Source organism: Amycolatopsis sp. NPDC041971, from assembly GCF_055588925.1.
This window is the reverse complement of record NZ_JBVJCE010000005.1, coordinates 319,233-342,544: the sequence shown is the minus strand read 5'-3', so window position 1 is coordinate 342,544 and position 23,312 is coordinate 319,233. Positions and strand designations below refer to the sequence as shown.

General features: G+C 66.9%; 24 protein-coding genes and 2 pseudogenes. 13 read left to right on the top strand and 13 right to left on the bottom strand.

Going from position 1 to position 23,312, the window contains the following annotated elements:
• Positions 1–17: 17 nt before the first annotated feature.
• Positions 18–677: a response regulator transcription factor gene (locus ACZ6DT_RS14350; protein ID WP_465593860.1), complete on the bottom strand. Its 660-nt coding sequence runs from the start codon at positions 675–677 to the stop codon at positions 18–20.
• Here ACZ6DT_RS14350 and ACZ6DT_RS14345 point away from each other — a divergent pair.
• Complete coding sequence (locus ACZ6DT_RS14345; RefSeq protein ID WP_465593857.1) at positions 631–1,134, top strand: hypothetical protein; 504 nt, start codon at positions 631–633, stop codon at positions 1,132–1,134. The two genes, ACZ6DT_RS14350 and ACZ6DT_RS14345, sit on opposite strands and share 47 nt — an antisense overlap.
• Before the next feature lie 54 nt (positions 1,135–1,188).
• A complete protein-coding gene (locus tag ACZ6DT_RS14340) occupies positions 1,189–2,442 on the top strand; it encodes a choice-of-anchor Q domain-containing protein (RefSeq protein WP_465593854.1) in 1,254 nt (417 codons plus the stop codon).
• A gap of 379 nt (positions 2,443–2,821) precedes the next feature.
• On the opposite strand, the gene ACZ6DT_RS14335 is transcribed toward ACZ6DT_RS14340, so the two are convergent.
• Both ACZ6DT_RS14335 and ACZ6DT_RS14330 read right to left on the bottom strand, forming a co-directional pair.
• A complete protein-coding gene (locus ACZ6DT_RS14335; RefSeq protein ID WP_465593851.1) occupies positions 2,822–3,490 on the bottom strand; it encodes a response regulator in 669 nt (222 codons plus the stop codon).
• Entirely contained in the window at positions 3,487–3,627 is a 141-nt protein-coding gene (locus ACZ6DT_RS14330) for a hypothetical protein (RefSeq protein ID WP_465594013.1), read from the bottom strand. Before ACZ6DT_RS14330 ends, ACZ6DT_RS14335 begins: the two co-directional genes overlap by 4 nt.
• Here ACZ6DT_RS14330 and ACZ6DT_RS14325 point away from each other — a divergent pair.
• Together ACZ6DT_RS14325 and ACZ6DT_RS14320 are read left to right on the top strand one after the other, a co-directional pair.
• Positions 3,608–3,796 (top strand): annotated as a pseudogene (locus tag ACZ6DT_RS14325) (C4-dicarboxylate transporter DctA); the annotation flags it as partial. The gene ACZ6DT_RS14330 and the pseudogene ACZ6DT_RS14325 overlap by 20 nt on opposite strands.
• Before the next feature lie 79 nt (positions 3,797–3,875).
• Positions 3,876–4,457, top strand: a complete 582-nt coding sequence (locus tag ACZ6DT_RS14320) for a DUF6000 family protein (RefSeq protein WP_465593848.1) — start codon at positions 3,876–3,878, stop codon at positions 4,455–4,457.
• On the opposite strand, the gene ACZ6DT_RS14315 is transcribed toward ACZ6DT_RS14320, so the two are convergent.
• The 5 genes from ACZ6DT_RS14315 to ACZ6DT_RS14295 form a co-directional block, all read right to left on the bottom strand.
• On the bottom strand, positions 4,447–4,848 hold the full coding sequence (locus ACZ6DT_RS14315) for a winged helix-turn-helix transcriptional regulator (protein WP_465593845.1): 402 nt from the start codon (positions 4,846–4,848) through the stop codon (positions 4,447–4,449). The two genes, ACZ6DT_RS14320 and ACZ6DT_RS14315, sit on opposite strands and share 11 nt — an antisense overlap.
• An 85-nt stretch (positions 4,849–4,933) precedes the next feature.
• Positions 4,934–5,638, bottom strand: a complete 705-nt coding sequence (locus ACZ6DT_RS14310) for a carbon-nitrogen hydrolase family protein (protein WP_465593842.1) — start codon at positions 5,636–5,638, stop codon at positions 4,934–4,936.
• A 135-nt stretch (positions 5,639–5,773) separates the two neighbouring features.
• The gene (locus ACZ6DT_RS14305; RefSeq protein WP_465593839.1) at positions 5,774–6,247 is read right to left on the bottom strand and encodes an SRPBCC family protein; all 474 of its coding nucleotides are present in this window, start codon (positions 6,245–6,247) and stop codon (positions 5,774–5,776) included.
• Complete coding sequence (locus ACZ6DT_RS14300) at positions 6,244–6,951, bottom strand: anti-sigma factor family protein (protein WP_465593836.1); 708 nt, start codon at positions 6,949–6,951, stop codon at positions 6,244–6,246. The genes ACZ6DT_RS14305 and ACZ6DT_RS14300 overlap by 4 nt, the downstream gene beginning before the upstream one ends.
• Complete coding sequence (locus ACZ6DT_RS14295) at positions 6,948–7,499, bottom strand: sigma-70 family RNA polymerase sigma factor (protein WP_465594001.1); 552 nt, start codon at positions 7,497–7,499, stop codon at positions 6,948–6,950. The genes ACZ6DT_RS14300 and ACZ6DT_RS14295 overlap by 4 nt, the downstream gene beginning before the upstream one ends.
• 248 nt (positions 7,500–7,747) lie before the next feature.
• Here ACZ6DT_RS14295 and ACZ6DT_RS14290 point away from each other — a divergent pair, with 248 nt between their 5' ends.
• Positions 7,748–8,389, top strand: a complete 642-nt coding sequence (locus ACZ6DT_RS14290; protein WP_465593833.1) for a fibronectin type III domain-containing protein — start codon at positions 7,748–7,750, stop codon at positions 8,387–8,389.
• A gap of 73 nt (positions 8,390–8,462) precedes the next feature.
• Here ACZ6DT_RS14290 and uvrA read toward each other — a convergent pair whose 3' ends face one another.
• A complete protein-coding gene (gene uvrA, locus ACZ6DT_RS14285) occupies positions 8,463–11,318 on the bottom strand; it encodes an excinuclease ABC subunit UvrA (RefSeq protein ID WP_465593830.1) in 2,856 nt (951 codons plus the stop codon).
• A 77-nt stretch (positions 11,319–11,395) separates the two neighbouring features.
• Entirely contained in the window at positions 11,396–12,619 is a 1,224-nt protein-coding gene (locus ACZ6DT_RS14280; protein ID WP_465593827.1) for an acyltransferase family protein, read from the bottom strand.
• Positions 12,620–12,726: 107 nt separating this feature from the next.
• Here ACZ6DT_RS14280 and ACZ6DT_RS14275 point away from each other — a divergent pair, with 107 nt between their 5' ends.
• Positions 12,727–13,404 (top strand): MBL fold metallo-hydrolase, encoded by a 678-nt coding sequence (locus ACZ6DT_RS14275; RefSeq protein WP_465593824.1) that lies wholly within the window; start codon positions 12,727–12,729, stop codon positions 13,402–13,404.
• 256 nt (positions 13,405–13,660) lie between these two features.
• On the opposite strand, the gene ACZ6DT_RS14270 is transcribed toward ACZ6DT_RS14275, so the two are convergent.
• The 3 genes from ACZ6DT_RS14270 to ACZ6DT_RS14260 all read right to left on the bottom strand — a co-directional run bounded on the left by ACZ6DT_RS14270 (position 13,661) and on the right by ACZ6DT_RS14260 (position 15,944).
• Positions 13,661–14,065, bottom strand: a complete 405-nt coding sequence (locus ACZ6DT_RS14270) for a type II toxin-antitoxin system VapC family toxin (protein ID WP_465593821.1) — start codon at positions 14,063–14,065, stop codon at positions 13,661–13,663.
• Positions 14,058–14,336 carry a type II toxin-antitoxin system Phd/YefM family antitoxin gene (locus tag ACZ6DT_RS14265; protein ID WP_465593818.1) on the bottom strand — a complete coding sequence of 93 codons (279 nt, stop codon included), beginning with the start codon at positions 14,334–14,336 and terminating at the stop codon, positions 14,058–14,060. The genes ACZ6DT_RS14270 and ACZ6DT_RS14265 overlap by 8 nt, the downstream gene beginning before the upstream one ends.
• A gap of 426 nt (positions 14,337–14,762) precedes the next feature.
• Positions 14,763–15,944 (bottom strand): hypothetical protein, encoded by a 1,182-nt coding sequence (locus ACZ6DT_RS14260; protein ID WP_465593815.1) that lies wholly within the window; start codon positions 15,942–15,944, stop codon positions 14,763–14,765.
• A gap of 187 nt (positions 15,945–16,131) precedes the next feature.
• Between ACZ6DT_RS14260 and ACZ6DT_RS14255 the strand changes: the two genes are divergently transcribed.
• From ACZ6DT_RS14255 to ACZ6DT_RS14225, 7 genes and pseudogenes are all read left to right on the top strand, one after another.
• Positions 16,132–16,299 (top strand): hypothetical protein, encoded by a 168-nt coding sequence (locus ACZ6DT_RS14255; RefSeq protein ID WP_465593812.1) that lies wholly within the window; start codon positions 16,132–16,134, stop codon positions 16,297–16,299.
• Between the two features lie 212 nt (positions 16,300–16,511).
• A pseudogene (locus ACZ6DT_RS14250) lies at positions 16,512–16,616 on the top strand (AMIN-like domain-containing (lipo)protein); the annotation flags it as partial.
• A gap of 192 nt (positions 16,617–16,808) precedes the next feature.
• Positions 16,809–17,534: a HEAT repeat domain-containing protein gene (locus tag ACZ6DT_RS14245; RefSeq protein WP_465593809.1), complete on the top strand. Its 726-nt coding sequence runs from the start codon at positions 16,809–16,811 to the stop codon at positions 17,532–17,534.
• A gap of 36 nt (positions 17,535–17,570) precedes the next feature.
• Positions 17,571–18,257 carry a hypothetical protein gene (locus ACZ6DT_RS14240; RefSeq protein WP_465593806.1) on the top strand — a complete coding sequence of 229 codons (687 nt, stop codon included), beginning with the start codon at positions 17,571–17,573 and terminating at the stop codon, positions 18,255–18,257.
• A 155-nt stretch (positions 18,258–18,412) separates the two neighbouring features.
• Complete coding sequence (locus ACZ6DT_RS14235; RefSeq protein WP_465593803.1) at positions 18,413–21,319, top strand: alpha-L-fucosidase; 2,907 nt, start codon at positions 18,413–18,415, stop codon at positions 21,317–21,319.
• A 46-nt stretch (positions 21,320–21,365) separates the two neighbouring features.
• Positions 21,366–22,169: a MerR family transcriptional regulator gene (locus ACZ6DT_RS14230; RefSeq protein ID WP_465593800.1), complete on the top strand. Its 804-nt coding sequence runs from the start codon at positions 21,366–21,368 to the stop codon at positions 22,167–22,169.
• Positions 22,166–23,161: a BtrH N-terminal domain-containing protein gene (locus ACZ6DT_RS14225; protein WP_465593797.1), complete on the top strand. Its 996-nt coding sequence runs from the start codon at positions 22,166–22,168 to the stop codon at positions 23,159–23,161. Before ACZ6DT_RS14230 ends, ACZ6DT_RS14225 begins: the two co-directional genes overlap by 4 nt.
• The last annotated feature ends 151 nt before the right edge of the window (positions 23,162–23,312 follow it).

Here is a 23,312-nt window from a genome sequence, read left to right as displayed (position 1 = left end):
CGATGCCCGGGCCCGCCTCAAGTATCCAGCCGGTAGCCCGATCCTGGCACGGTGTGGATCACCTGCGGTGCGCCGAGCTTCTTCCGCAACGTCATCACCGTGACCCGCACCGTGTTCGTGAACGGATCCGCGTGCTCGTCCCATGCCTTCTCCAGCAACTCTTCCGGGCTGACGACCCGACCCTCGGCCCGCAGCAACACTTCCAGGACAGCGAACTCCTTGGGAGACAACAACAAGGACCGCCCATCCCGGGACGCGAACCGTTTCGCCGGATCCAGTTCGACGCCGGCGCGGTCGAGCACCGGCGGCAGTGCCGGGCGGGCGCGCCGGGCCAGCGCGTGCACCCTGGCGACGAGTTCGGCGAAGGCGAACGGCTTGGTGAGGTAATCGTCCGCGCCGAGGCCGAGCCCGTCGACACGATCACGGATGCCCGCGGCGGCCGTGAGCATCAGCACCCGGGTCTCCCCGTCACCTTCGGTGATCCTCCGGCAGACCTCGTCGCCGTGCACCAGCGGCAGATCCCGGTCGAGCAGCACGACGTCGTACCGGTGGACGGCGACACGTTCGAGCGCGGCGTCGCCGTCGTAGCAGACATCCACCGCCAGGCCCAGGTGCCGCAGGCCTTCGGAGATGGAGTCGGCCAACATCCGCTCGTCTTCGGCCACGAGTACGCGCATCAACGGCTCCCCACGAGCCTCAGTAGATGCGCGGGCGGGTGGTGCCGCCGCGGTCCGCGGTGCCGCCGCGGCACTGCTGGCGACGGTGGTGCTGGCACCGGTGGTGTTGCCGTGGTACTTCACCTGGCCACTGGTGCTCGGGGCGGCGGTGGCGTGGCCGATTCCGCACGTCGCGGTCGCCGCCGTTTCGACCTGGCTCGTGGCGAGCACCCATCCCGACGGGAAGACCCTGCTGCCACCGTGGGCGTTCGGGGTGCTGCTGGTCGTCTCGGCCGGTGTCGGTCTGCTGACCGCGCGCGGACCACGAGCGACGCGGCCGTCCGGCAGCGGGACAGAAATCGTGCGGGGAACCACGGGGCGCGACGCCGGCACGATTCCGCCACTCGTCACCACGACACTGACCAGCAGCGCGACCGGTACGAGAATCCTCGACGCCCGGCGCATCGGATCACGTTGAAGCCACCGCGGTCTTTGTACGAACCTTGTGCGGCGGGTGGTTACGGTCCGCGGAATGTCCTGGAAACTGCTTTCCGTAAGCGTGCTCGCCGCTCTCGCGTGCACCGGATTCACGACGGCCGAGGCCGCACCCAAGACCTACTACGTCGACCAGGTCTCCGGCAGCGACACCGCGAGCGGCACTTCGCAGCAGACGCCGTGGAAGTCCCTCGCGAAGGTCTCCACGACCACGTTCGCCGCGGGCGACACCGTCCTGTTGCGTCGCGGCGGCGCCTGGTCCGGCGGCCTCACCGTCAAGAACTCAGGCGTCACGATCGGCGCGTACGGTACCGGCGCGCGGCCGATCGTCAAGGGCAACGCCGAAGCGTGTGTCGACCTCGTCGGCGACGACATCGTGGTGAAGGACCTTCAGGTCGGCGTCGCGGCCAACGCGGGACGCTGTTCGTGGGCCGGGGTGAAGGTGACCGGCGACCGCGACAAGGTGCTGTCGAATCTCATCACCGGCGCCGGCGCGGGCGTCTACATCGCGCCGTCGGCCGAGGGCACGGAGGTCACGCAGAACGACCTGGTCGACAACAACCACATGACCGTCGTGACCCCCGGCGGCAACGACGACTCCGGCGCGTTCGCCATCCTGGTCCAAGGCAACGACTCCGACATCGGCTGGAACCGGATCAGCGGCTCGATCGCGAAAGCCGACGACTTCGGCGGCCTCGACGGCGCCGCGGTCGAGATCTTCTACGGCTCCCGCAACGTCATCCACCACAACATCTCCGAGGACAACGAGACCTTCACCGAACTCGGTACGGACGCGAGGGATCCCGACCGCGTCTCGACCGGCAACATCTTCGAGTACAACGCGGTCTTCGGTGCCAAGACGCGCGGCGGGATCATCACTCGCGGTGCCGAGGACGGCAACGGCCCGGTGCTCGGCACGGTGTTCCGCAACAACTCGCTCCGGCTCCCGAACGCCGAGGCGGAGGGTTTCGTCTGCTACGGCGGCTGCACCAACCAGATGCTGACGATGACGCAGAACGTCGTCCAGGCGGCGTACAAGGTCGGCTACGCGGACGCGACCTTCACCGCGACCGACCACAACGTGTACTTCGGCGGGCTTCGGCAGTTCACCCCCGGCACGACGGACAAGGTCGCGGATCCGAAGTTCACCTCCGCCACGAACCTGATCCTGCGAGCGGGAAGCCCGGCGATCGACCTCGGTACCACGAAGTACGACGATCGCGACGTCGACGGGAATCCCGTGTACGCCGGCGCGAGGGTCGACGCGGGCGCGTATGAGTTCCAGGGCTAGAACGCCGTGAAGGCCTCCTTGAGGGACCCAGAGTCCCTCAAGGAGGCCTTCACGGACGGTGAGCTTTCGCAACACGCCCCGGTCACTCACGAGACCGGACTTCCGAGCGTCAGTTGTAAACGCGCTGCATGGCGCCCGCCGCGAGGAGCCCTGGACGGCCAGCAGCGCCAAGCTCACGGACGCGGAGACGAAGAACTTCCTTGCCATGGAACCACTCCTTGTGAGGACAACGGAATGGTTCGCGAATTCAGGAGGCCCGCCGAAGCTCGGCACCGACTTTCGTCGCTTCCGCCAGCTGGTGATTTATCAACATTTTCGCCCTATCGACATGCACGTGTCGCATACAACGATATTCGTTCACGGGCCGCCGTATAGGTCGTTATACGGTTTTCGGTTTGTACCAGACCTCGGGGCGGCCGACCTGGTCGTAACGGGACTCGCGCTGGGCGAAGCCGTTGTCGGCAAGGTATTCGAGGTAGCGGCGTGCGGTGACGCGGGAGGCGCCGATCGCGGTCGCGGCCGCCCCGGCGGAGAGGCCGTCAGCCGCCGAGGCGAGGACTTCGGTGATCGCTTCCAGGGTCTGCGAGCTCATCCCCTTCGGCAGCGCCTGCCGCTCGGTGGTGCGCAGGGCGCCGAGCGCGCGGTCGATCTCGGCCTGACCGGTCACCTCGCCCGAAGCGCCGTGAAACTCGGCGTAGCGCTCCAGTTTCTCCCGCAGCGAGGCGAAAGTGAACGGTTTCAGCAGGTACTGCACCACGCCGACCGACACGGCGGCCTTGACCAGCGCCAAGTCCCGTGCCGAGGTCACCGCGATGACGTCGATCGGGAGACCGGCCGCGCGCAGCGACCGGCAGACCGCGAGCCCGTGCGTATCCGGCAGGTAGAAGTCCAGCAGTACCAGGTCGACCGGTTCGCGTTCGCAGAACCGCAGCGCGTCGCCGCCGGAATGGACGACACCGGAGACGGTGAAGCCGGGCATTCTCTCGACGTACACCCGATGCGCGTCGGCGGCCACCGGTTCGTCCTCGACGACCAGCACCTTGATCATCGTGTCGGCTCCTTCGGCGGTGTTTTCAGCGGCAAGCGCACGGTGAACACGGCGCCTTCGGCACGGCCGACGTCGATGGTCCCACCGTGCCGTCGCACCGCCTGACCCACCAGCGCCAACTTCGCCGGCAACGCCATCGCCACCATCCTCATCGGAACCTGGACCAAAGAATTCGACCGCGAACAAGCCCACCAAGTCCTCACCGGGCAAGCACCGTTCGACGAAGCCACCCTGATCGACGATCACGTCCCGGATCCCCACGAGGACAGTGTCGGAGACAGGGAGAAAGCCGTGGCGGGCGTGTAGCGCACGGCGAGAAGAAAACCGCGGTGCGAGGGACCCCCGTCCTCGCACCGCGGTTTTTCGTTTCCGGCAAACTGAACGCATGCCAGACGCCATCGACCGTTACGTGCTCGCGCGGTACTCGAAGCTGCTGCACGGCAACTTCGCCGGGATGATGAGCGGCCCCGAACGCGAGGTCTTCCTGCGCGACCTCGTCGAGGACGCACGGGTGATCACCGACGACGAACTCGAAGAGCTCCTCGAGGCCGACTGGCGGCCGCGGATCACCGCCGCCTGGCTCATCGGCGTCGACCGCCGCACCGCGTGGCGCGAGCGCCTCCGGGACCTGTTCCTGGAAAGCGGCTTGGTGTTCGCCGGGCAGGGTTACTGTTTCGCGCTGGCGAGGTTCGGCACGATCGCCGACGCCGAGATCCTCGTGTCCTATCTGGACCATTACCTCGCCCGGCCGGACCTGCGTTACGACCAGGAGTGGGCGCTCGCGGCCCTGCACCACGTCGATGCCGACCTCACGACCGCGTACACGTCGCGTTATCTGCGACCGGGCGGCCGGTGGGAAAGCTGGTCCGCGAAGAACAGTACGGACCTACCCTTCCAAAAGATGTACTTCGACCTGCTCTGTTCCCACGTCCAGCGCGCCGTGCACGCGGCGGGCGTCAGGCGCTGACCTTTTCGTCGTAGACGACGCGGGAGGCGGCGATCGAGTCGCGGTGACGCTCGGCCCAGCTCAGCAAGCCGCTCAGCGACGCATACAGTTCCTTCGCCATCGGCGTGGCCTCGTATTCCACCTTCGGCGGCACCGTCGGGTACACGGTGCGTACGAGCAGACCGTCGCGTTCGAGATTCCGCAACGTCAGCGTGAGCATCCGCCTGCTGATCCCCTCCACCGACCGTTCCAGTTCGGTGAACCGCACCGGGCCGCGCGTGGCCTCCAGCAGGATGCCGATCGCCCACTTCCCGCTGATCCGGTTGATCACCTCGAGCACGGCGCACACCTCGAGCTTTTCCGGATCGACGATCCTGGCCTGCGCCGTCACATCGGCGTTCCCCTGGGACATGAAAGTGCCTCCTTCCGGCGGGGAAGAGAGTCACACAAGATGGGTGCTGTTACAAGTGATGCACCAAGGCAGCACTTGGGAAGGCTCAGGAACTGATCGTCGCGTAGGCCCATTCGGAGACCTCGCCGCCGAGCCGCACCTCGGCGCCGCCTGCGGGCCTCCAGATCCCACTGCCGCCGAACGCGGCCATCCCGCCGGTCTTGCCGGAATACTGGGAAAGCACGACCCACATCCCGTACCCGGCCGCGACGCCCACCTGGTCGAGCAACCGCTGTTCCTGGCCCTCACTGAAGAGTGCGCTGAGGACATAGACCTCGGCACCGGCCTCGGCGAGCTCCCTGGCATGGTCCGGATTCGCGGCGTCGAGACAGATCGCGAGACCGAGGTGCCGACCGCCGACCTCGATGATCACCTGGCGACCGCCCGGCTCGAACAGCTCTCCCTCGCTGTGGTGCAGATTGCGTTTCGCGTAGGTGGCAACGGTTTCCCCGTTCGACCCGAGAACGAGCGAACCGATGTACCGTCGGCCGTCCTCCACGAGCGGGAGCCCGACGACAGCGTGGACACCACTGGCCCGGCAAGCCTCCCGAAGTGGATCGAGGCGGGGATCGTCCTGGGACAGCCACAGTCCGGGGTCGGCGGCGAGCGCCTCGAACTCCAAGCCGGTCAAGGAAAGTTCGGGAAAGACGCAGAGATCGGCTTCCGCGATCCGGAGGAGCCTCGCGTGTCCGGCGATGTTCGCGGATAGGTCCGCTGGGACCGTGAACGGCTGCACGGTGGCGACACGCATGGCGGGAGCCTAACCTGTGTCTCTCAAAGCGCGCTTTCGGATTTCCGCAGCCGGGCCGCCGCATGAGCGGGCCGAAAAGAAACGCGCGCGCGTACCCTCACCCGACCTGTCGATCTTCAGTTCGGGAGACACGCTTCAACCACCCGAAGCCCCCAGGTACCCCCGTAGTCCGTTTTGCCCCCGCCGCATCATGAGCGCGTGGTTGATCCGGAAAACCGGCCTCGCGACGCGATCGAGCTTGCGCAGCAACGGTTTCCGCGCCTCGACCTCCTGCGTGATGTCCAGCCTGGTGCCGCTTTCCACCGCCACGAGAGCACCGGCCAGCGTCCCTTCCAGATCGCCGCTGAGCAGGACCCGGACCCGGCCCTCCCGTTCGTCCTGCCGGTCTCGGTGCATCCGCACGGTCAACGCGTACGGCAGCCTGGACCGGCAGACGAGTTCGGCGGTGTCCTCGTCGACCTGGCTGACCGAACGGACGTCACGCCACCACTGCGGGTACGCGGCCAGGTCGACGACGGCGTCGAAGACCGCCTTGGGCGAGGCCGGGAGCAGCCACGTGTCGCGGAAGCGATACCGACCGCCTCCACGACCTCTGAGCGAACCCGTCATACCTGCGCCGACACCAGGTTCCGGCCGTCCATGGTCACGACCTCGACCGAGACCACGTCGTCGGGGGCGACCAGTGCCGAACCGTCGACCCCGGTGCCCTCGCGCTGTCCCTTCTCCGAAACGAGCCAGCTGCCGGCGTTGACCCGCTCGCCGCTCCTGGTCACCACGACGAGCGCACACTTCTCGCCTTCGCGGACTCCTGTCGCCTTGGCGTGGAGCCGCACCCAGCCCGCGGCCGGAACCACCCGGACCGCCAGCCGCGCTCCCGTGATCCGGTTGGTGGCCGCGAGATCGCGGGTGCCCGGCACCGGGGCGGTCACCGCGGGCACCGGCAGGGCCACCGTCGACGGCTCCGGCGTGCTCTGCCTGCCGACCAGCACACCGGCGCCCAGCGCCACGACGACCAGCACGGCCGCACCTGCCACGGCGAGGAACCTGCGGGGCTTCCGCTCCTGCGCGCCTTCTTCACGGACCTGACGCAACGTGCGTTGCAGCAGCAGATCACCACCGTCGGGAGGACCTTCGAGGAACGCCTCCGGTGGCACTTCGTCGAGGTGATACCGCAGCTCCGACAGCTCGCGAACCTCACGACGGCACGTGGGGCAACTCGCCAGATGCGTCTCGAACGTGGCCGCTTCCGCCGGGGTGAGCCCGCCGAGGACGTAGGCGGCGAGCTGGCCCTGGTCATGTCCGACCGCACTCATCGCGCCACCTCCTTCCCTGGCCCCGACATCACGGCTCTGAGCGCCCGTAACGCGTAATAAGATCTCGACTTAACGGTACCCGGGGCCACGCCCAGGGATCTCGCCGCTTCGGCCACCGTGCGGCCCCGGTAGTAGATCTCCACCAGTACCTCACGATGTTCCGTGGACAGGCCGTCCATCGCCCCGAGCACGGCCATGGAATCCACGACGCTCTGCGCGTGGTCCCGCTCCACCGCCGGGGTGGGCACGCCTTCCTCCGGCTCCGCCACTTCCGGCGGCCGTGCCGCCCTGGCCCGCGCGCGATCGGTGATGATGTTCCGGGCGACCGTGAGCAGCCAGCCCCGCACCGATCCCTTCGCGTCGTCCTGCAGGTCTTCGGCGTGTTTCCAGGCCCGGACCAGGGTCTCCTGCACAACGTCCTCCGCCGCCGCGCGGTCCCCGGTCAGCCTCGTCGCGTACGCCAGCAGGCTTCGCCCGTGTTCGGCGTACAAGTGCCGGACCAAGTCCTCGCCTTTGGCCTTTTTGGGCCGCCGGCCTCCGATCGCCACTCGCGTCCTCCCGACGGTCTTCTGGGTCGGCGAGGACAGTACTGCAACCCGCAGGGGCGGAGTGAACCGTTCGGCGCCCGCCGCGATCGAACTGTGCATCTCCTCGGTTCTCCATGGCCGCCTCCTCTTGCCTCCTACACGGACAACGTGGGGACGCGGTTCACCCGGGCCCTTGTCGATCACCGAACGCGCTCGTATGCTGACGCCTCCGGATTCCGCCGCCGCCTGATTCCCGGGAGGGTCGAGGCGTGCCAAGGAAACTCGCGGCCGTTGTGCTGGCGGTCGCTTTCGTGTCGGGATGCGGCGAGGAACCCGGTTTCACCGCGACACTGACCGATCCGGTGAACGTCGACCTGAGCTGGCCCGACGACGATCCGAACGTCGCGGGACGGATCGTCGAGTACACGACCGATCCGCACGGCGAGTACACGATCCTGCAGTTCGTGCCGCCGCGGCAGAGGACCTACCGGCATCCGGACCTGATGCCGGAAACGCGGTTCCACTATCGGATCCGGCCGTTCTACGGTGCTGTGTCGGACGTTGTCACCGTCTCCGGCCCCGCTACTGCCGCCGCTCCCGGACCCGCCGTCTCGCTGCGTGCGAGTGACCGATCGGCCGCTCCTGCCTCGTTCCGGGCCGAGCCCGCGCCGGAGGAGATGGTGCGGTTCAGCTGGACGGACCATTCCACCGACGAGGACGGTTTCCTCGTTGAGATCAAGAAACCCGGCGCGGCCGACTTCGTGCCGATCGAGGTCTCGGATCCGGGGACCACGTCGGCGGGGCTCGCTTCGATGCCGGACGAGGAGGGCGCCTCGTACCGGCTGCGCGCTTTCTACTACGGGCCCGCTTCGCCGGTGCTGGACCGGACCACGGGGAAGGCGCCTGCCTAGCTCCCGCGTGCTATGAACGGTCCGTTCCTTGCAAAATTTGCAAGGAACGGACCGTTCATAGCACTTGAGTGACTCAGACGAGAACGGTCTTCAAGAACTGCCCGGTGTAGCTCTCCTCGACCGAAGCGACGTACTCCGGCGTCCCTTCCGCGATCACGGTGCCACCGCCGGAACCACCCTCGGGGCCCATGTCGATGATCCAGTCCGAGGTCTTGATGACGTCGAGGTTGTGCTCGATCACGATCACCGTGTTGCCCTTGTCCACCAGGCCGTTGATCACGCCGATCAGCTTGCTGATGTCCTCGAAGTGCAGACCGGTGGTCGGCTCGTCGAGGATGTACACCGTCTTGCCGGTGGACCGCTTCTGCAGCTCGCTGGCGAGCTTGACGCGCTGCGCCTCACCGCCCGACAGCGTCGGCGCGGGCTGTCCGAGCCGGACGTAGCCGAGGCCGACGTCGACGAGCGTCGCGAGGTGCCGGTGGATCGCCTTGATCGGCTCGAAGAACTCGGCCGCCTCCTCGATCGGCATGTTCAGCACGTCCGCGACGGTTTTGCCCTTGTAGTGCACCTCGAGGGTCTCGCGGTTGTACCGGTCGCCCTTGCAGACCTCACACGGGACATAGACGTCCGGCAGGAAGTTCATCTCGATCTTGATCGTGCCGTCACCGGCGCAGGCCTCGCACCGGCCACCCTTGACGTTGAAGGAGAACCGGCCCTGCTGGTAACCGCGCACCTTCGCCTCGGTGGTCGCGGCGAACAGCTTGCGCACGTGATCCCAGACGCCGGTGTACGTCGCCGGGTTGGACCGCGGGGTGCGGCCGATCGGCGACTGGTCGACGCGGACCAGCTTGTCGACGCCCGTCAGCCCGTTCACCCGGGTGTGACGGCCCGGCACCTGGCGCGCGCCGTTGAGCTTGTTCGCCAGCACGGTCGCGAGGATGTCGTTGACCAGCGTGGACTTCCCGGAACCCGAGACACCGGTGACCGACACGAGGCAGCCGAGCGGGAACGACACGTCGAGACCGCGCAGGTTGTGCTCGCGCGCGCCGACGACGGTCAGCTGACGCTTCTTGTCGATCGGGCGCCGGATCGCCGGGACCTCGATCTTGCTGCGGCCCGACAGGTACGCGCCGGTGATCGAGTCCTTGTTCCGCAGGATCTTCTTGTACGGTCCACTGTGGACGATGTGGCCGCCGTGCTCACCGGCGCCGGGGCCGATGTCGACCACCCAGTCGCTGGAGCGGATGGTGTCCTCGTCGTGCTCGACGACGATCAACGTGTTACCAAGATCACGCAGCCGGACCAGCGTCTCGATCAACCGGTGGTTGTCCCGCTGGTGCAGCCCGATCGACGGCTCGTCCAGCACGTACAGCACGCCGACCAGACCGGAACCGATCTGTGTGGCGAGCCGGATGCGCTGCGCCTCGCCGCCGGACAGCGTCCCGGAAGCACGGTCGAGCGAGAGGTAGTTGAGCCCGACGTCGAGGAGGAAGCGCAGCCGCGCCTGGATCTCCTTGAGCACCGCACCCGCGATCACCGTCTCGCGTTTGCCGAGCTCCAGCTCGTCGAGGAACTGCGACGCCTCCGCGATCGAGAGGGCGCAGACCTCGGCGATCGACCGATCGCCCTTTGTCTTGTGCTCCAGGGTGACGGCGAGGATCTCCGGCTTGAGCCGCGTGCCCTGACACCCCGGGCACGGCACCTCGCGCATGTAGCCCTCGTACCGCTCACGCATGTACTCGGACTCTGTCTGCTCCTGGCGCCGCTCGAGGAACGGGATGACGCCCTCGAAGCTCGCGTAGTAGGAGCGCTGGCGGCCGTAGCGGTTCTTGTAGCGGACGTGGACCTGCTCGTCGACGCCGTGCAGGACCGCCTTCTGGATCTTCGCCGGCAGCTTGCGCCACGGAGTGTCCATCCGGAAGCCGATGGTCTCCGAAAGCGACTCGAGGAGGCGGATGAAGTAGTCCGCGCTCTGGCCGCCCGCCCACGGGGCGATGGCGCCCTCACCGAGGGACATCTCGTCGTCCGGGACCACGAGTTCCGGGTCGACCTCCTTGCGGACGCCGATACCGGTGCACTCGGGGCAGGCGCCGTAGGGCGCGTTGAAGGAGAACGAGCGCGGCTCGAGGTCCTCGATCGCCAGCGGGTGGCCGTTCGGGCAGGCCAGGTTCTCGGAGAAGCCACGCACGCGATGCGGGTCGTTCTCCGGCAGGTCGACGAACTCCAGCTCGATCAGGCCGTCGGCCAGCCGGAGCGCCGTCTCGACCGAGTCGGTGAGCCGCTGCCGCGAGCTGGTCTTCACCGAGAGCCTGTCGATGATGACGGCGATCTGGTGCTTTTCCTGCTTCTTCAGCTTCGGCGGGTCGGTGAGCGGGTGGATCGTCCCGTCGACCACCACGCGTGCGTAGCCCTGCTGCTGCAGGTTCTCGAAGAGGTCGAGGTACTCCCCCTTGCGCCCGCGCACGACCGGCGCGAGCACCTGGAAGCGCGTGCCCTCCTCCATCGCGAGCACCTGGTCGACGATCTGCTGCGGGGTCTGCTTGCTGATCGGCTCGCCGCACTGCGGACAGTGCGCCTTGCCGGCGCGGGCGTAGAGCAGACGCAGGTAGTCGTAGACCTCGGTGATGGTGCCGACGGTCGAACGCGGGTTGCGCGAGGTGGACTTCTGGTCGATCGACACCGCGGGCGACAGGCCCTCGATGAAGTCGACGTCCGGCTTGTCCATCTGGCCGAGGAACTGGCGCGCGTACGCCGACAGCGACTCGACGTACCGGCGCTGCCCTTCGGCGAAGATGGTGTCGAAGGCGAGGCTCGACTTCCCGGACCCGGACAGACCGGTGAACACGATCAGGCTGTCGCGGGGCAGGTCGAGATCCACACCGCGGAGGTTGTGCTCGCGGGCGCCGCGAACAACGAGGCGATCAGCCACGCCAGGGTCCCTTCAGGTTTCATTCTCAGCTGCGGTCGCCGTCCCGGTCGATAGCTGCACGGGCGGCCGCCTCCATGCTACGAGGCACCACCGACAGAAACTGGTTCCGAGTCTTTGACCTGCGGTTTTCCAGGCTTATCGGGTCGATCCCGGCGAGCGGTGAGCCACCGGTGAACCGGTCGTTCCACGCCCGCGGTGATCACCCAGCCCCCGAATACGGCGGCGGCCAGCACGATGGGGAGACGCAACCAGCCGGGGACGCCGACGTTCAGCAGGGCACGGGCCAGGATGTAACCGAGTTCCTGGTGCACCAGATAAAGACCATACGAGATGCCCGCGAGCCACGTGACAGCCGGGGCGGCCCGGGACAGCCCGGGGAACCGCCAGTCCGGCCCGCGCGCGGCCAGGCACACCAGCAGCAGCATGATCGCGAACCCGGTGACCGACGGCCAGCGCTCGGGATCGTTCGGCAGGACCTGGTGGAATGGGAAGACCTGCAGGTCCTGCGCCGCGCAGGCGGCGAGCAAGAACAGCGCGAGATGCCAGTGCGCCAGCCGTCGTTTCGCCCACAGCCAGATCGCGATCCCGATCGCGAAGACATGCACGCGGTGCAGGCCGAGCCCGTAGTAGAAGGTCTCGACGAGCTTCGGCGTGGAAACCGGGTCGAACACGACGAACCGGAGGAAAAGCGGGACCAGGATCAGTGCCCAGAGCAGCCCTACGGTGAGCCGATGGGTGCGCCACCGCCGCGGCCACAGCAGGGCCGCGGCGGTGAACGCGACGAGCTGGACCGGCAGCGTCCAATAGGCGCCGTCGAGGTAGTAGAAGAGTTCGTACCGCCAGCCCCATTCCTGGACCATGCCCAGGTTGGCGAGCAGATCGGCGCCGGTGGGGACATACCAGGGCGACGGATCGGACGGCGGGCCGTGCGGGACGCCGAACAGGAATCCGGTGAGACCCGGCGGGAACGGCAGACCGCTGAACCGAATCGTCGCGTACCGGGCGACGACATAGGTGACGACCACCGCCACCAGGTACGCGGGCACCAGCCGCGCGACCCGGTTCCACAGCCACCGCCCGGGCCGTCCCTTACGGAGGCTCGCGCATACGAAGAACGCGGAAATCACCAAAAGGATGGCCGCACCGAACTGGGCGGTCACCCGAAAGGGGTACCCCACCAGTTCCGGGTGCAAAAGCGCTCCCTGATGGGTGACGTGCCCGAGCACTACCGCGAGGACGGCGACAACGCGAAGGACGTCCCAGCTGATCTTGCGCGGGGCGCGTGGCGAGGCGTCGGGCACGAGCGTCCTGTGGTTCGGCTGGCAGGGCGACGCGAGCCTACGTCCTGTCCCTGTGGGCAACCTGTGCGGGTGGAACCGATTGCAGGCGAACGACTACCGTATGCGGTGTGAACATCGTCGAGACCTACACCGGGCATGTCGATCCCGGCGGCGACGCCGCCCGCCGCACCCTGGACGCGCTCACCATCACGAAGCTGTCGGTCGGTCCGATGGACAACAACGCGTATCTGCTGGTCTGCCGCGCCGAGAACGAGGCGCTGCTGATCGACGCCGCGAACGACCCGGAACGGATCTCCGACCTCATCGGCCACGGCCCCGACCGGCCCGCGCTGAAGACCGTCGTGACCACCCACCAGCACCAGGACCACTGGCAGGCCCTCGGCGCCGTCGCCGGCGCGAACGGCGCGAACACCGCCGCCCACCCGCTGGACGCCGAGCCGCTGCCGATCCCGCCGGACTTCCTCGTCGAACACGGCGACACGATCAAGGTCGGGCAGGTCACCCTCGAAGTGCTCCACCTGCGCGGCCACACCCCCGGCTCCATCGCACTGCTGTACCGCGACCCGGCCGGGCACCCGCACCTGTTCACCGGCGACTCGCTGTTCCCCGGCGGCGTCGGGAAAACGAACTCACCGGAGGAGTTCAAATCGCTGGTGGACGACGTCGAGTCGCGGATCTTCGGCGAACTGCCGGATGACACGTGGTTCTACCCGGGACACGGGGACGACTCGACGCTGGGCGAGCAGCGTCCGCACGTCGCGGACTGGCGCGAACGCGGTTGGTGAGCTGACTGGAACCCTCGTGGGCTGGGACACCGAAGTGTGCTCTTCATCAGGTGCGGAAGGTCGTCGGTTCGCCGAACGATTATCCCCGCTGCGTATCTATCCGTAAAAGAATTGCCCGATCCTCAAGATCAGCCGGAACTCGACGATTCGAACGAATTTACTCGGCTACGACCGATGGCTCGATCTTCTCACTGAGTTTCCGATAGGCAATCGCACTGTCCACGCAGCGCAACCCACGTGGCCAGATCGACGCTGATCAGACACCGACGACCTCGACCATGCCGCCCAGGCCTTTGAAGTCAGCTGCGTTGCGCGTGTAGAGCGGCAACTCTCGCGAAGACGCGATGGCGGCGATCATCAGATCCATTCGCCGGGGCTTCGGATCTCGGTTGGCCGCAAGAACCAGCGCCACCAGCGTTCCATAACGGGCAGCCGCATCGCCGTCGAACGGAAGCGGGGCGAAGTCCACGATCGCAGCACCGAGCTTCTCGGTGCGCGCCGCGCGGACCGCGGGCTCCTTCGCCATCGCCACCCCTTGATGAAGCTCAGCCATGGTGACAGCGGTGAGTTCCGGGATCTTGGGTAGTGCCGCAGGTTCGAGCAGGCCGAGGTCTATGTAGGTGCAGGTGTCGAGCACACCTGCCTCGTGACGCTCAGCCACGTCCCTGCTCCAACACGTCGTCAGAATCGACACGGTCTTCGGTACCGAAGAACTCGTCAGCTTCTTGCCTCATCTGGACCGCCTCGACCTTGGGCAACCGTCGATGACGCTGGACCAGCTCCTCAGCGGTCAGACGCCGCCTACGTGGTATCGGCCGCAGCTCAGCCACTTCGACACCGTTGCGAGTGACGTGGTAAATCTCGCCGGCCTCGACGGCGTCCATGACGGCAGCGGAGTTGTTACGAAACTCGCGCTGGGTGATGACCTTCATGAGGCCAGTGTAGCCAGACGTAGCTCGATGAGCTACATCTGGACTGTTCCCTGACGGCGTCGGCAAGGTGAACTTGCCCGAGGACTTCAAGCCCTGCTGTTGCCGGGTTCGGAAGCCTCCAGGAAGGACTTTCGCTCGCCGTGGCAGCGGAGAGAACTCCGACCTGCCGGGCAGGCCGCTGAGTCCAGGCAGCCGAGGTTCACGGGGTCGTCCACGGTAGCGGATCCCAGATCACGTAAAGACACAACCCACTACTTTACGTCATGGTCACTGTATGTAGTTTTGCCGCGTTCACACCCACTAACCCGAGGAGGTTCTCGATGGCGATGCGCGGCGACGACGGCAAGGGCAGCGGCGGCGGAAACACGGGCAACTAGCCGGAAACCGAGGCGGGCCACGCCGACCCCGGACGTGGCTTCGCTTCGATCAGGGTCGCGGCCAGCGAAAAGCGATGCCGTATTCCTCTCGCGGATGACAAGGCTCGAGAAACGTGTGCTCGACGACGCCTTGCCGGATCTCAAGCAGATGCCGATCACCGGCGGGTGGCCGGACCATGCGCTCGTACTCGGTCTGTTCCGCGTACCACCAGCAGGCGTCGGGAACGCAGTCGTCGAACGTGATGCTGACACTCAGACCTCCGGTCACCTTGCCCTCGACGTCGACCACACCCGGCGCGATTCCGTGATGGTCGATGGCGACGTTGATCCACTTTCGCTCCTCGTCGAGGTCGTCATCGCACGCGAGGGAGATGAACTCGTGACATTCGCCCTCGCGCAGTGGTTTGGGGAAACGCAGGTCCACGACCTGCGGATCGCCCGGCTGCGCTCCTGGCAAAGTCTCGACGCGGCAACCGAAGACCGCTTTGATGGGGATCGCCGCGAGACCGTCGGCCTCCCCGGTCAGGGCCGAAGCCCGATACCCGTCGACGCCGTCCTCTCTGGCGACGATATTGCGCACCGTCAGCCGGCGGTACGCCGTTCTGCGCCGCATTTCCACGGCCACCAGCAAGCGTTCCACGAATACGGGTTGCGCTCCGTCCGAGGGCACCCTGCCGCCGGGCACTCGGATTTCCGGGAGAGGTTTCGAGCCTCGGGCGATCTCGACATAAGGCCGCCAGGCTTCTCCTTCGAGAAGCTCGAGATTCCTCGCGAGACAGGGGGCGAGCTTGTCGCTCACCGCGCGTCGCCAAGCCTTGTGCATCGGTGTCGTAGTGCTCGGTGGCGGATTCCCGAATACCCCAGGCAGGTCCTTCAGCTGGCTGAAACGGTCGTCGAGGGTCGACTTCCATGTCACTCCTCCGCCCAACCGGAAAGCCGCGGCCAGAGCGTTGCGGCGCCGGGATTCTCTCGTCGAGCCGATCTTCTCTATCTCGTCGAGGATCAGACCCCAGACCGCGAGCGCCCGTAACTCCGGAGGTGCCGTGGTCATCGATCCGGTCGGACGGACCAAGCAACCGAGGACGGCGGCCGATTCGCTCGCCGGGTCTTCGATCGCGTAACGCAGGAACCTGAGAGGCCTTCCGTCCTTGCGGACCGCGAGCCAGCGCAAAGCGGCTTCGACCGCGGCCACGGAACAGGAAACACGCTCCCCCTCCACCTGGATTGTCACGACGCCCTCCACGATTCGCGGCGATGATCGACAATTCGCGGCGCGGCAGGACAACGGTCGACCATCGGAGAGCCTGCCCTCGACGACAAGAAACTCCTCCCGACCGTGAAAGACCAGAACCGGCGAGGGTTTCGCCAGTCGTCGCGCCCTACGGTGTACTAGTACACCACATACGAAGGGTTCGACAATGACCAAAGACGTCTCCGACAAGGAGCACAGGGGAATCGTGAAGCTGATCAAGACGGCGTTCGCAGGCGTGGGAGGCCTCTATTTGCTCACGGGATCCTTCATGGTGACGACTCTCGGCACGGCAACCGCAGTCACCGTGCTCTATTTGAGCGGAATCCGCGGTTAACCGGCTGACCCTCTCTGGAGCATTCCGTACCGGCGGCAGTACGGCAGGCACGTCGACCTTGCCGGGTCGGGCCCCCGAGCCCGCGCTGACACGGCGTCCCGCGTCCACGAAAGCGAGCGCGTCAAAAACCATTCTTCCGTCGACTTCGAGATCGTTCGACGCGCATTCCGCCAGAACCCCGGGTCCGGCCGGATCGTGCTCGACCTGACCGCGACTACGAAGGCCCCTTGTCGATCGGTCTCGGCGTCCGGCCGAGGACACCGGTCACCGTGTTCACCTTGACCTCTCCGAACCGGGTCGTCATCGACGTCCGCCATCGATCACGAGCGGGAATCCGTGAATACTTTTCGCCGTCCGCGCACTTTCCGGTGAGCAAAATCCTTTTCGGATTCCCGCGGTGAAAATCCCGAACTGCCCCAATGGGCGATTTTCGGAAAATCAGGTATCTGCCGCCCGGGATCGCGTTCCTTCCTTTCGTCAGCATCAACGCCGCTGCGAAGGAGAACCTCATGCCGACCCCACGCAATCCCGATACCCCGTCCTTGGGCTCGGGTGGCGACAACCTTGAAGCGGGCCCGGACAGTTCGGGCCTGGGAAGCTTCTCGAACAGCGAAATCGGTGAACTGGTCACCCAGGCCGCCGAAACCATGGCCGCGTCCGGCGAGGACGCCGAACGCAATTATCAGCGCAGCCTCGACAGGCTTCGCGAGCGGGCGGACGACGTCGTCCCGGCCCTCAGCGCGCAGTACGACGCTCTGTCCGAGGAGCAGTACCTGGAGCGCTGGGGCCTGGTCCAGCTGCTCACCGACCTGCGGCACGCGGCCGCCGTGCCGGCGCTCGAAAACGTGTTGCGACAGCCGATCCCGCCGGAGCGTTCCGAGGACCCGGCACACGGGATCAGCACCGTCGGTGAGGAGGTGATCATCCGCACCACCGCCGTGGAAGCGTTGGCGCGGCTGGCGTCCGCCGGGGACAGCGCGGCCAAGGAACTGCTGTTGCGGCAGGTCCGGCACGAGGTGTTCACGGTGCGGCGCGCGGCGGTCCAGGCCATCGCCGAAACCGGTGACACCGAACTCACCACCCGGGTGCGCGAGGCGCTCAGCGGTACCGAGGACGAGCGGTTGCTGAACATCCGGCGGACCGACGTCCGCGGTGTCCCGCAGGCCGTCGGCGGACGGTACGTGAAGGACTCGCGGACCGACGACGTGCCACCGCCGGAGCCTCCGCGCTCCTGAATCGAACCAACTCCTCCTACAGACAGGTGATCTCCGATGGCCACTTGCAGCTACACCGTGCCCGACAAGAACGTGACCGGGGACAATTTCTACGGTGCCTCGATCTGCAATCAGACCTACATCGACTATTTCTGGAACACCTACGGCTTCGCGGGTAACAAGGACTACTGGGACGAAGGCTTCGGCTGGGAAGACGCGTGCAACACCGACAAGCCGCTGGCCCGGACGTTCAACGCGTGCTACCTGTTGACCTATTCGGCACAGGACTACGAGACCGACGCCTATTCCGGGGCGATGCTGAACTGGGCACGCCGCTACGTCCGCGACAACTGCGACGACCTCCGTTCGCTGTGCGGCGACGGCAGTGCCATCGCCCGCTCGTTCAGCGGGGCGTTCGTCGACGACCGGATCGAGGTGTACCTGGGTTTCTGGTACTCCAAGGACGTTCCCGGCCGGGCCGAGACGCTGATCCACGAATCGCGGCACCAAGGCGGGAAGCCGCACAACGCGAACTTCCCGGCGGGTTCGGTGTTCGGCGCCGGCAAGAGCGGCGCCGACTCCACCTGGGGTTACGAGGGCGCGTGGATGTACGGCGCGCTCTATCTGTGGTGGTTCTACGCCCAGGGCGCCCGCACGACGTCGGCACTGCGTGAACGGGCCCGCCAGCGCGGGAATCTCGTGATCGACAACGCCTTCGCGACCCACCCGGGCTTCAACATCTGAATCAGACCGACAGGCCCTCTCGCACTGCAGGCGAGGGGGCCTGGCTGGTAATACCTCCGATGACTCCGCTCGTGTCCCACTCAACGGGGCTTGACCACCGGCCTATCTGACGCAATCATCGGATCTCTCGGTTGCCACGCCCTGGATGAGAGCGGATGGTCATGAGAGTTCGAGCGCATCGCACCGCCTGGCTAGCCACTGTCCTCGCCCTGCTGGCGGGCCTGCTCACCACGACGGCGGCGAGCGCCGAAGTGCACCATCCTCGTCAGCAGTGGCTACGCGAGGCCACCGCGGGACTCTTCCTCCACTGGGGCATGTTCACCGCGCCACGTCAAACCGACTGCGCCGCTTGGGAACGCGCCGTCACCGACGGCGACTGGAGCGCGGACTACTGGGTGGACGAGGCCCGCAAGCTCGGCGCCTCCTACATCGTGCTCGCCACCTTCCACAGCAGGCTGGGCTACGCGCGACCGTGGCCGTCGGCGATCCCCGGCAGCTGCGCCACACGGCGCGACCTCCTCGGCGAACTCGTCAAGGCCGGCAACGCCAAGGGTGTCCGGACGATCCTCTACATGACCGACGATCCCCAGTGGCACAAGGAAACCGGTGTCGAGTCGCTGGATTCCGCCGCCTATTCCGCCTACAAGGGCAAGCAGGTCGACCTGACCACCCGCCCCGGCTTCGGCGAGTACAGCTACGACCTCTTCCACGAGGTCATGGACCGTTACGCGGACCTCTCCGGGTTCTGGATCGACAACGACAACGAGTACTGGGAGAAGAACAAGCTCTACGAACAGATCCGTGAGAAACGGCCGTCCTGGTTGCTGAGCAACAACAACGAGGACACCCCGATCATGGACACCGTCAGCAACGAGCAGAAGACCGGCATCACCCCGCCGTACGACTACCCGCAGGCGGCGTTCACCCCGATGCCGCGGCTCACCGAAGCCGACTACAAACTGCCGACCAATGGCGGCTGGTGGTATGACGGTACCGATCAGGCCGTCGACTTCCGGCTGTCCACCGGGCGCTACATCACCAACGCCGGTTCGTCGATGAAGTCCTTGATGGCCGAAACCCCGATGGTGAACGGGAAGTTCCCGCCGCAACAGGAGGCGTACAACAACTTCATGGCGAGCTGGGTGCCGCCGATCAAATCCTCCCTGCAGGGCAAAGAGGGCGGCGGGTACATGTACGGCGGCATGCAGCCCGGGTTCTGGAACGACGGCGCGCACGGCGTCATCACCGTCGAGCCCGGCGCCCGCACGCAGTACCTCCACGTGGTCACCCGGCCGAGCACCGACCTGCTCCGCTTGCGCGACAACGGTTACAAGGTGACAAGGGTATCCGACCTACGCACTGGGAAGCCTTTGCGCTTCAGTCAATCCGGCGGCCATCTGACCATTGTGGACATCAAGGACTGGGACACCTACGACACGGTGTTCAAGGTGGAGACGGCCGGGCAGCGGTACTTCCACGACTCCGGCACGATCAAGGCGACCGCTTCGTCTTCACGCGCCGGCCATCCGGCGTCGAATCTCGTCGACGGGAACTTCGAGAACCACTGGGACGCCGACGGCAAGCAGCCGGTCTCGCTGACCTTGGACCTCGGCAGGCGGCGGACGGCGGCCTACCTCGCGGTGAATCAGCGTGAGATGTCGCCGACGCACGCGCGCGAATCGTTCGGCAGGCCGGAGGATTCGTCCCGGATCCAGGACTATCGCGTCTACGTGAGTGACGACGGGAGGAACTGGGGCCGGCCGGTCCGCACCGGCGCGATGCCGAGCGCCCGCGGGGTGCAGTTCATCGACTTCGGCGAACGGCAGACCCGGTTCATCAAACTCGAGGTGCTGAACACCTGGTCCGGGCCGCAGGCGAAACCCTTCTATCGGCAGTTGGCGATCGACGAGATCAAGGTGGCCTACGGCTACCCGCATTCGGTCTTGGGTGCGCAGGTTCCCCTGGAGGCCGAGTCCTTCCGCAACGATCGCGACGGCCGCGCCCGCCTCGGACGGTGTTCGTCCTGTTCCGGATCGTTCCAGGTCACCGGGCTCGGTGGCGGCGCGCGCAACTCGGTCACCTACCCGGGTGTGACGGTCGCGGAAGCCGGCGACTACCGGCTCCAGCTCGACACCACGGGCGGTCCCGCCACTTCGGCGGCGGTGAGCGTCAACGGCGGTGCTCCCGTCGAGACCGCGATCGACGCCGGCACACCAGCAGTTGTGGCCTCGGCGGCGATCCCCGTCGCGTTGAAGGCCGGCGCCAACACTGTCAAGGTGTTCAGCAACGCCCCCTCGGGGCCGGGTCTCGACCGGATCGCGATCGCTCCCCTGCCGCCGCCGTCCTACACACCGCAGACGACTCTGACCGTCGAACCCGGTGGTGTCCAATGGCTTTCACCGGGGCGGCAGTCCTTGCGGGTGACCGCGAAGCTGCGGCTCGACACCGATGACACGATCAATAAGGTCACCATGGCGCCGGTCGTCCCGGCAGGCTGGACCCTGCAAGGTGCTCCGGCCACGGCGTCGTCGATGCGTGTCGGGGACGAGCTCGAAGCTGCCTGGACCCTGGTCTCCCCCGAAGGCGTCACCGCGGCCGACATCCCGGTCACCGCGTCGTTCGACCTATTGGGGCGGGCGAAAACGGTGAGCAAGCCGGTGCGGATGAGCCCACGGCCGGCGGACCGGGTCTTCATGCGGGAGGCCGAAGATTCAGCGAACGATGTCGGTGACGCGGGCGTCACGAACTGCTGGGTGTGCTCGGGCGGGCAGAAGGTCCGCAACATCGGCGGCGATCCGGACTCGTCCGTGCGGTTCGACGACGTCCTCGTGCCCGAGACCAGGCGCTACACCCTGTACATCGACTTCACCGTCAACGGGCCGCGCTCGTACTTCGTCACGGTCAACGGCGGCACGCCGGTCGAGGTGAAGGTCGACGGCGCGGGCAACAACACCCGGCTCACGACGTCGGTGCCGGTAGAACTGCGAGCGGGGGCGAACACGATCAAGCTGCACAACGACCACGCGTCCGCCCCGGATCTCGATCGGCTGTCACTGGGGTGAGGTACCGGCTTGACCCTCTCCCCGGGAGAGGGTTCAGGCTGGTCCCATGACGACTTTGCTGCCGATCGGCGTGTTCGCGCACGCCACGAGGCTGTCGGTCCGCGCGCTGCGGAACTACGACCGGATCGGGTTGCTGGTGCCCGCCGAGATCGATCCAGGCACCGGGTACCGCCGGTATTCGCTCGACCAGTTCGCCCGCGCGGGCCTGATCCGGCGGCTGCGGGAGCTGGAGGTACCGCTGGCGGAGATCGCCGAGATCCTCGACGCGGGTGCGCCGGACGAGGTGAAGGCCGCGATCAAACGGCATCACGACCGGGTGGCGGCGCGGGCCGCGGAACTCGCGGCGATCAGCACCAGGCTCGACTTCGTGCTCGCCGAACCGACACGGTGGCTGCACGTCTACGAACGCGTGCGCACGCCGCAGCCGATCGCCCGCCTGTCGATCCGGACGCCGCTGAGTGGCCTGGCCGAACTGATCGGTCCCGCGTACGGGCGGCTGTTCGCGACGCTCGACGCGCAAGGAATCACGCCGTCCGGCCCGCCCGGGACCCGCTACCTCACCGACGATCCCGATGAGTTGACCGTCGAACTGTTCGTCCCGGTGGACGGGCAGGTGCGGGATGACGGCGAGATCGGCGCGGGCGAACTTCCCGGTGGTCCGCTCGTCGCGACGATCCACGAGGGTGACTACGAGGACGTCGAGACCGCGTACCGATCACTCGGCCGCTGGATCGCCGAACGCGACCTCGTTCCGGCCGGGCCCGCCGAGGAGCTGTACCTCGTGGCGCCCGGGCCGTCGGTCGCGCCCGAGTCCTACCGCACCGAGATCGCCTGGCCGGTGACCTCGTGATCCTCGACGGCATCGACACCGCGGGCGGAGAGCACTGCGAGACCAGCACTCTCCACGTCCTCCTGCGGCACGCCGGGATCGAGCTGTCCGAACCGATGCTGTTCGGACTCGGCGAAGGCCTCGGCTTCATCTACTGGGACGGTAAGAACCTGCCGTTCCCTTTCCTCGGAGGGCGCAGCAAACCCTTCGAGATCACCCGGAAGCTGACCGACCGTCTCGGAATCACCCTGCGGGTCAAGGAAACGACGTCGGCGCGCACGGCGTGGCGGAACGTGGCCGAGGAGGTCGACACCGGTGTGCCGGTCGGCCTGCAACTCGACTCGTACCACCTGGAGTACTTCACGGCGAAAGTCCACTTCGGAGGGCACTTCGCCGCTTTGTACGGCTACGACGAGGAAAGTGTCTTCCTTGTCGACACGGTACAGCAGGGTGGCTCCGTATCGACCTCACTGGAAAGCCTGGAACGCGCCCGCGGGGCGAAAGGCCCCATGACGGCGAAGAACCGCTCGTTCTCTCTTGGCGCGGATGCGCCTCTCAAGCCGCTTTCGGGCGTCATCCGGGCGGCAGTGCGGGCCAACGCGGCGGAGTTCCTCGACCCGCCCATCGCGAACCTCGGATATCGCGGGATCGGCAAAGCCGCTGTCCAGGTGCGGAAATGGCTGGACCGCAGCAGCGATCCAGCACGCGACCTGCCACAGGTCGCCGTCCTGATGGAACGGGCGGGGACCGGCGGAGCGCTCTTCCGGCGGATCTACCGCGACTTCCTCGAGGAATGCGCAGCCCTCGTCGACGATGCCGGTCTCCGCACCGCGTATGAGAAGTACCGTGAGATCGCTCCACTGTGGACCGAAGTCGCGCACTTGTTCACAAGGGCAGGGGAAACCGGCGACGCCCGGCACCTGGCCGATGCGTCCGCCGTCCTGTCCGAGCTGGCTCAGCGCGAACAGGAGGCGATGACGGCGCTCGCGACGGTTCAGCCCTGCCGCTCGTAAGGCACCTTCTCCCCCGCTTCCACCGCGAACGGCACTCAAGTTGGTCGTGGGGGGGGGGGGGGTGTTTTGTCCGCCCCCCCCCCCCCCCCCCCCCCCCCCCCCCCCCCCCCCCCCCCCCCCCCCCCCCCCCTGCGGAGTCTTGTTGTTCCCC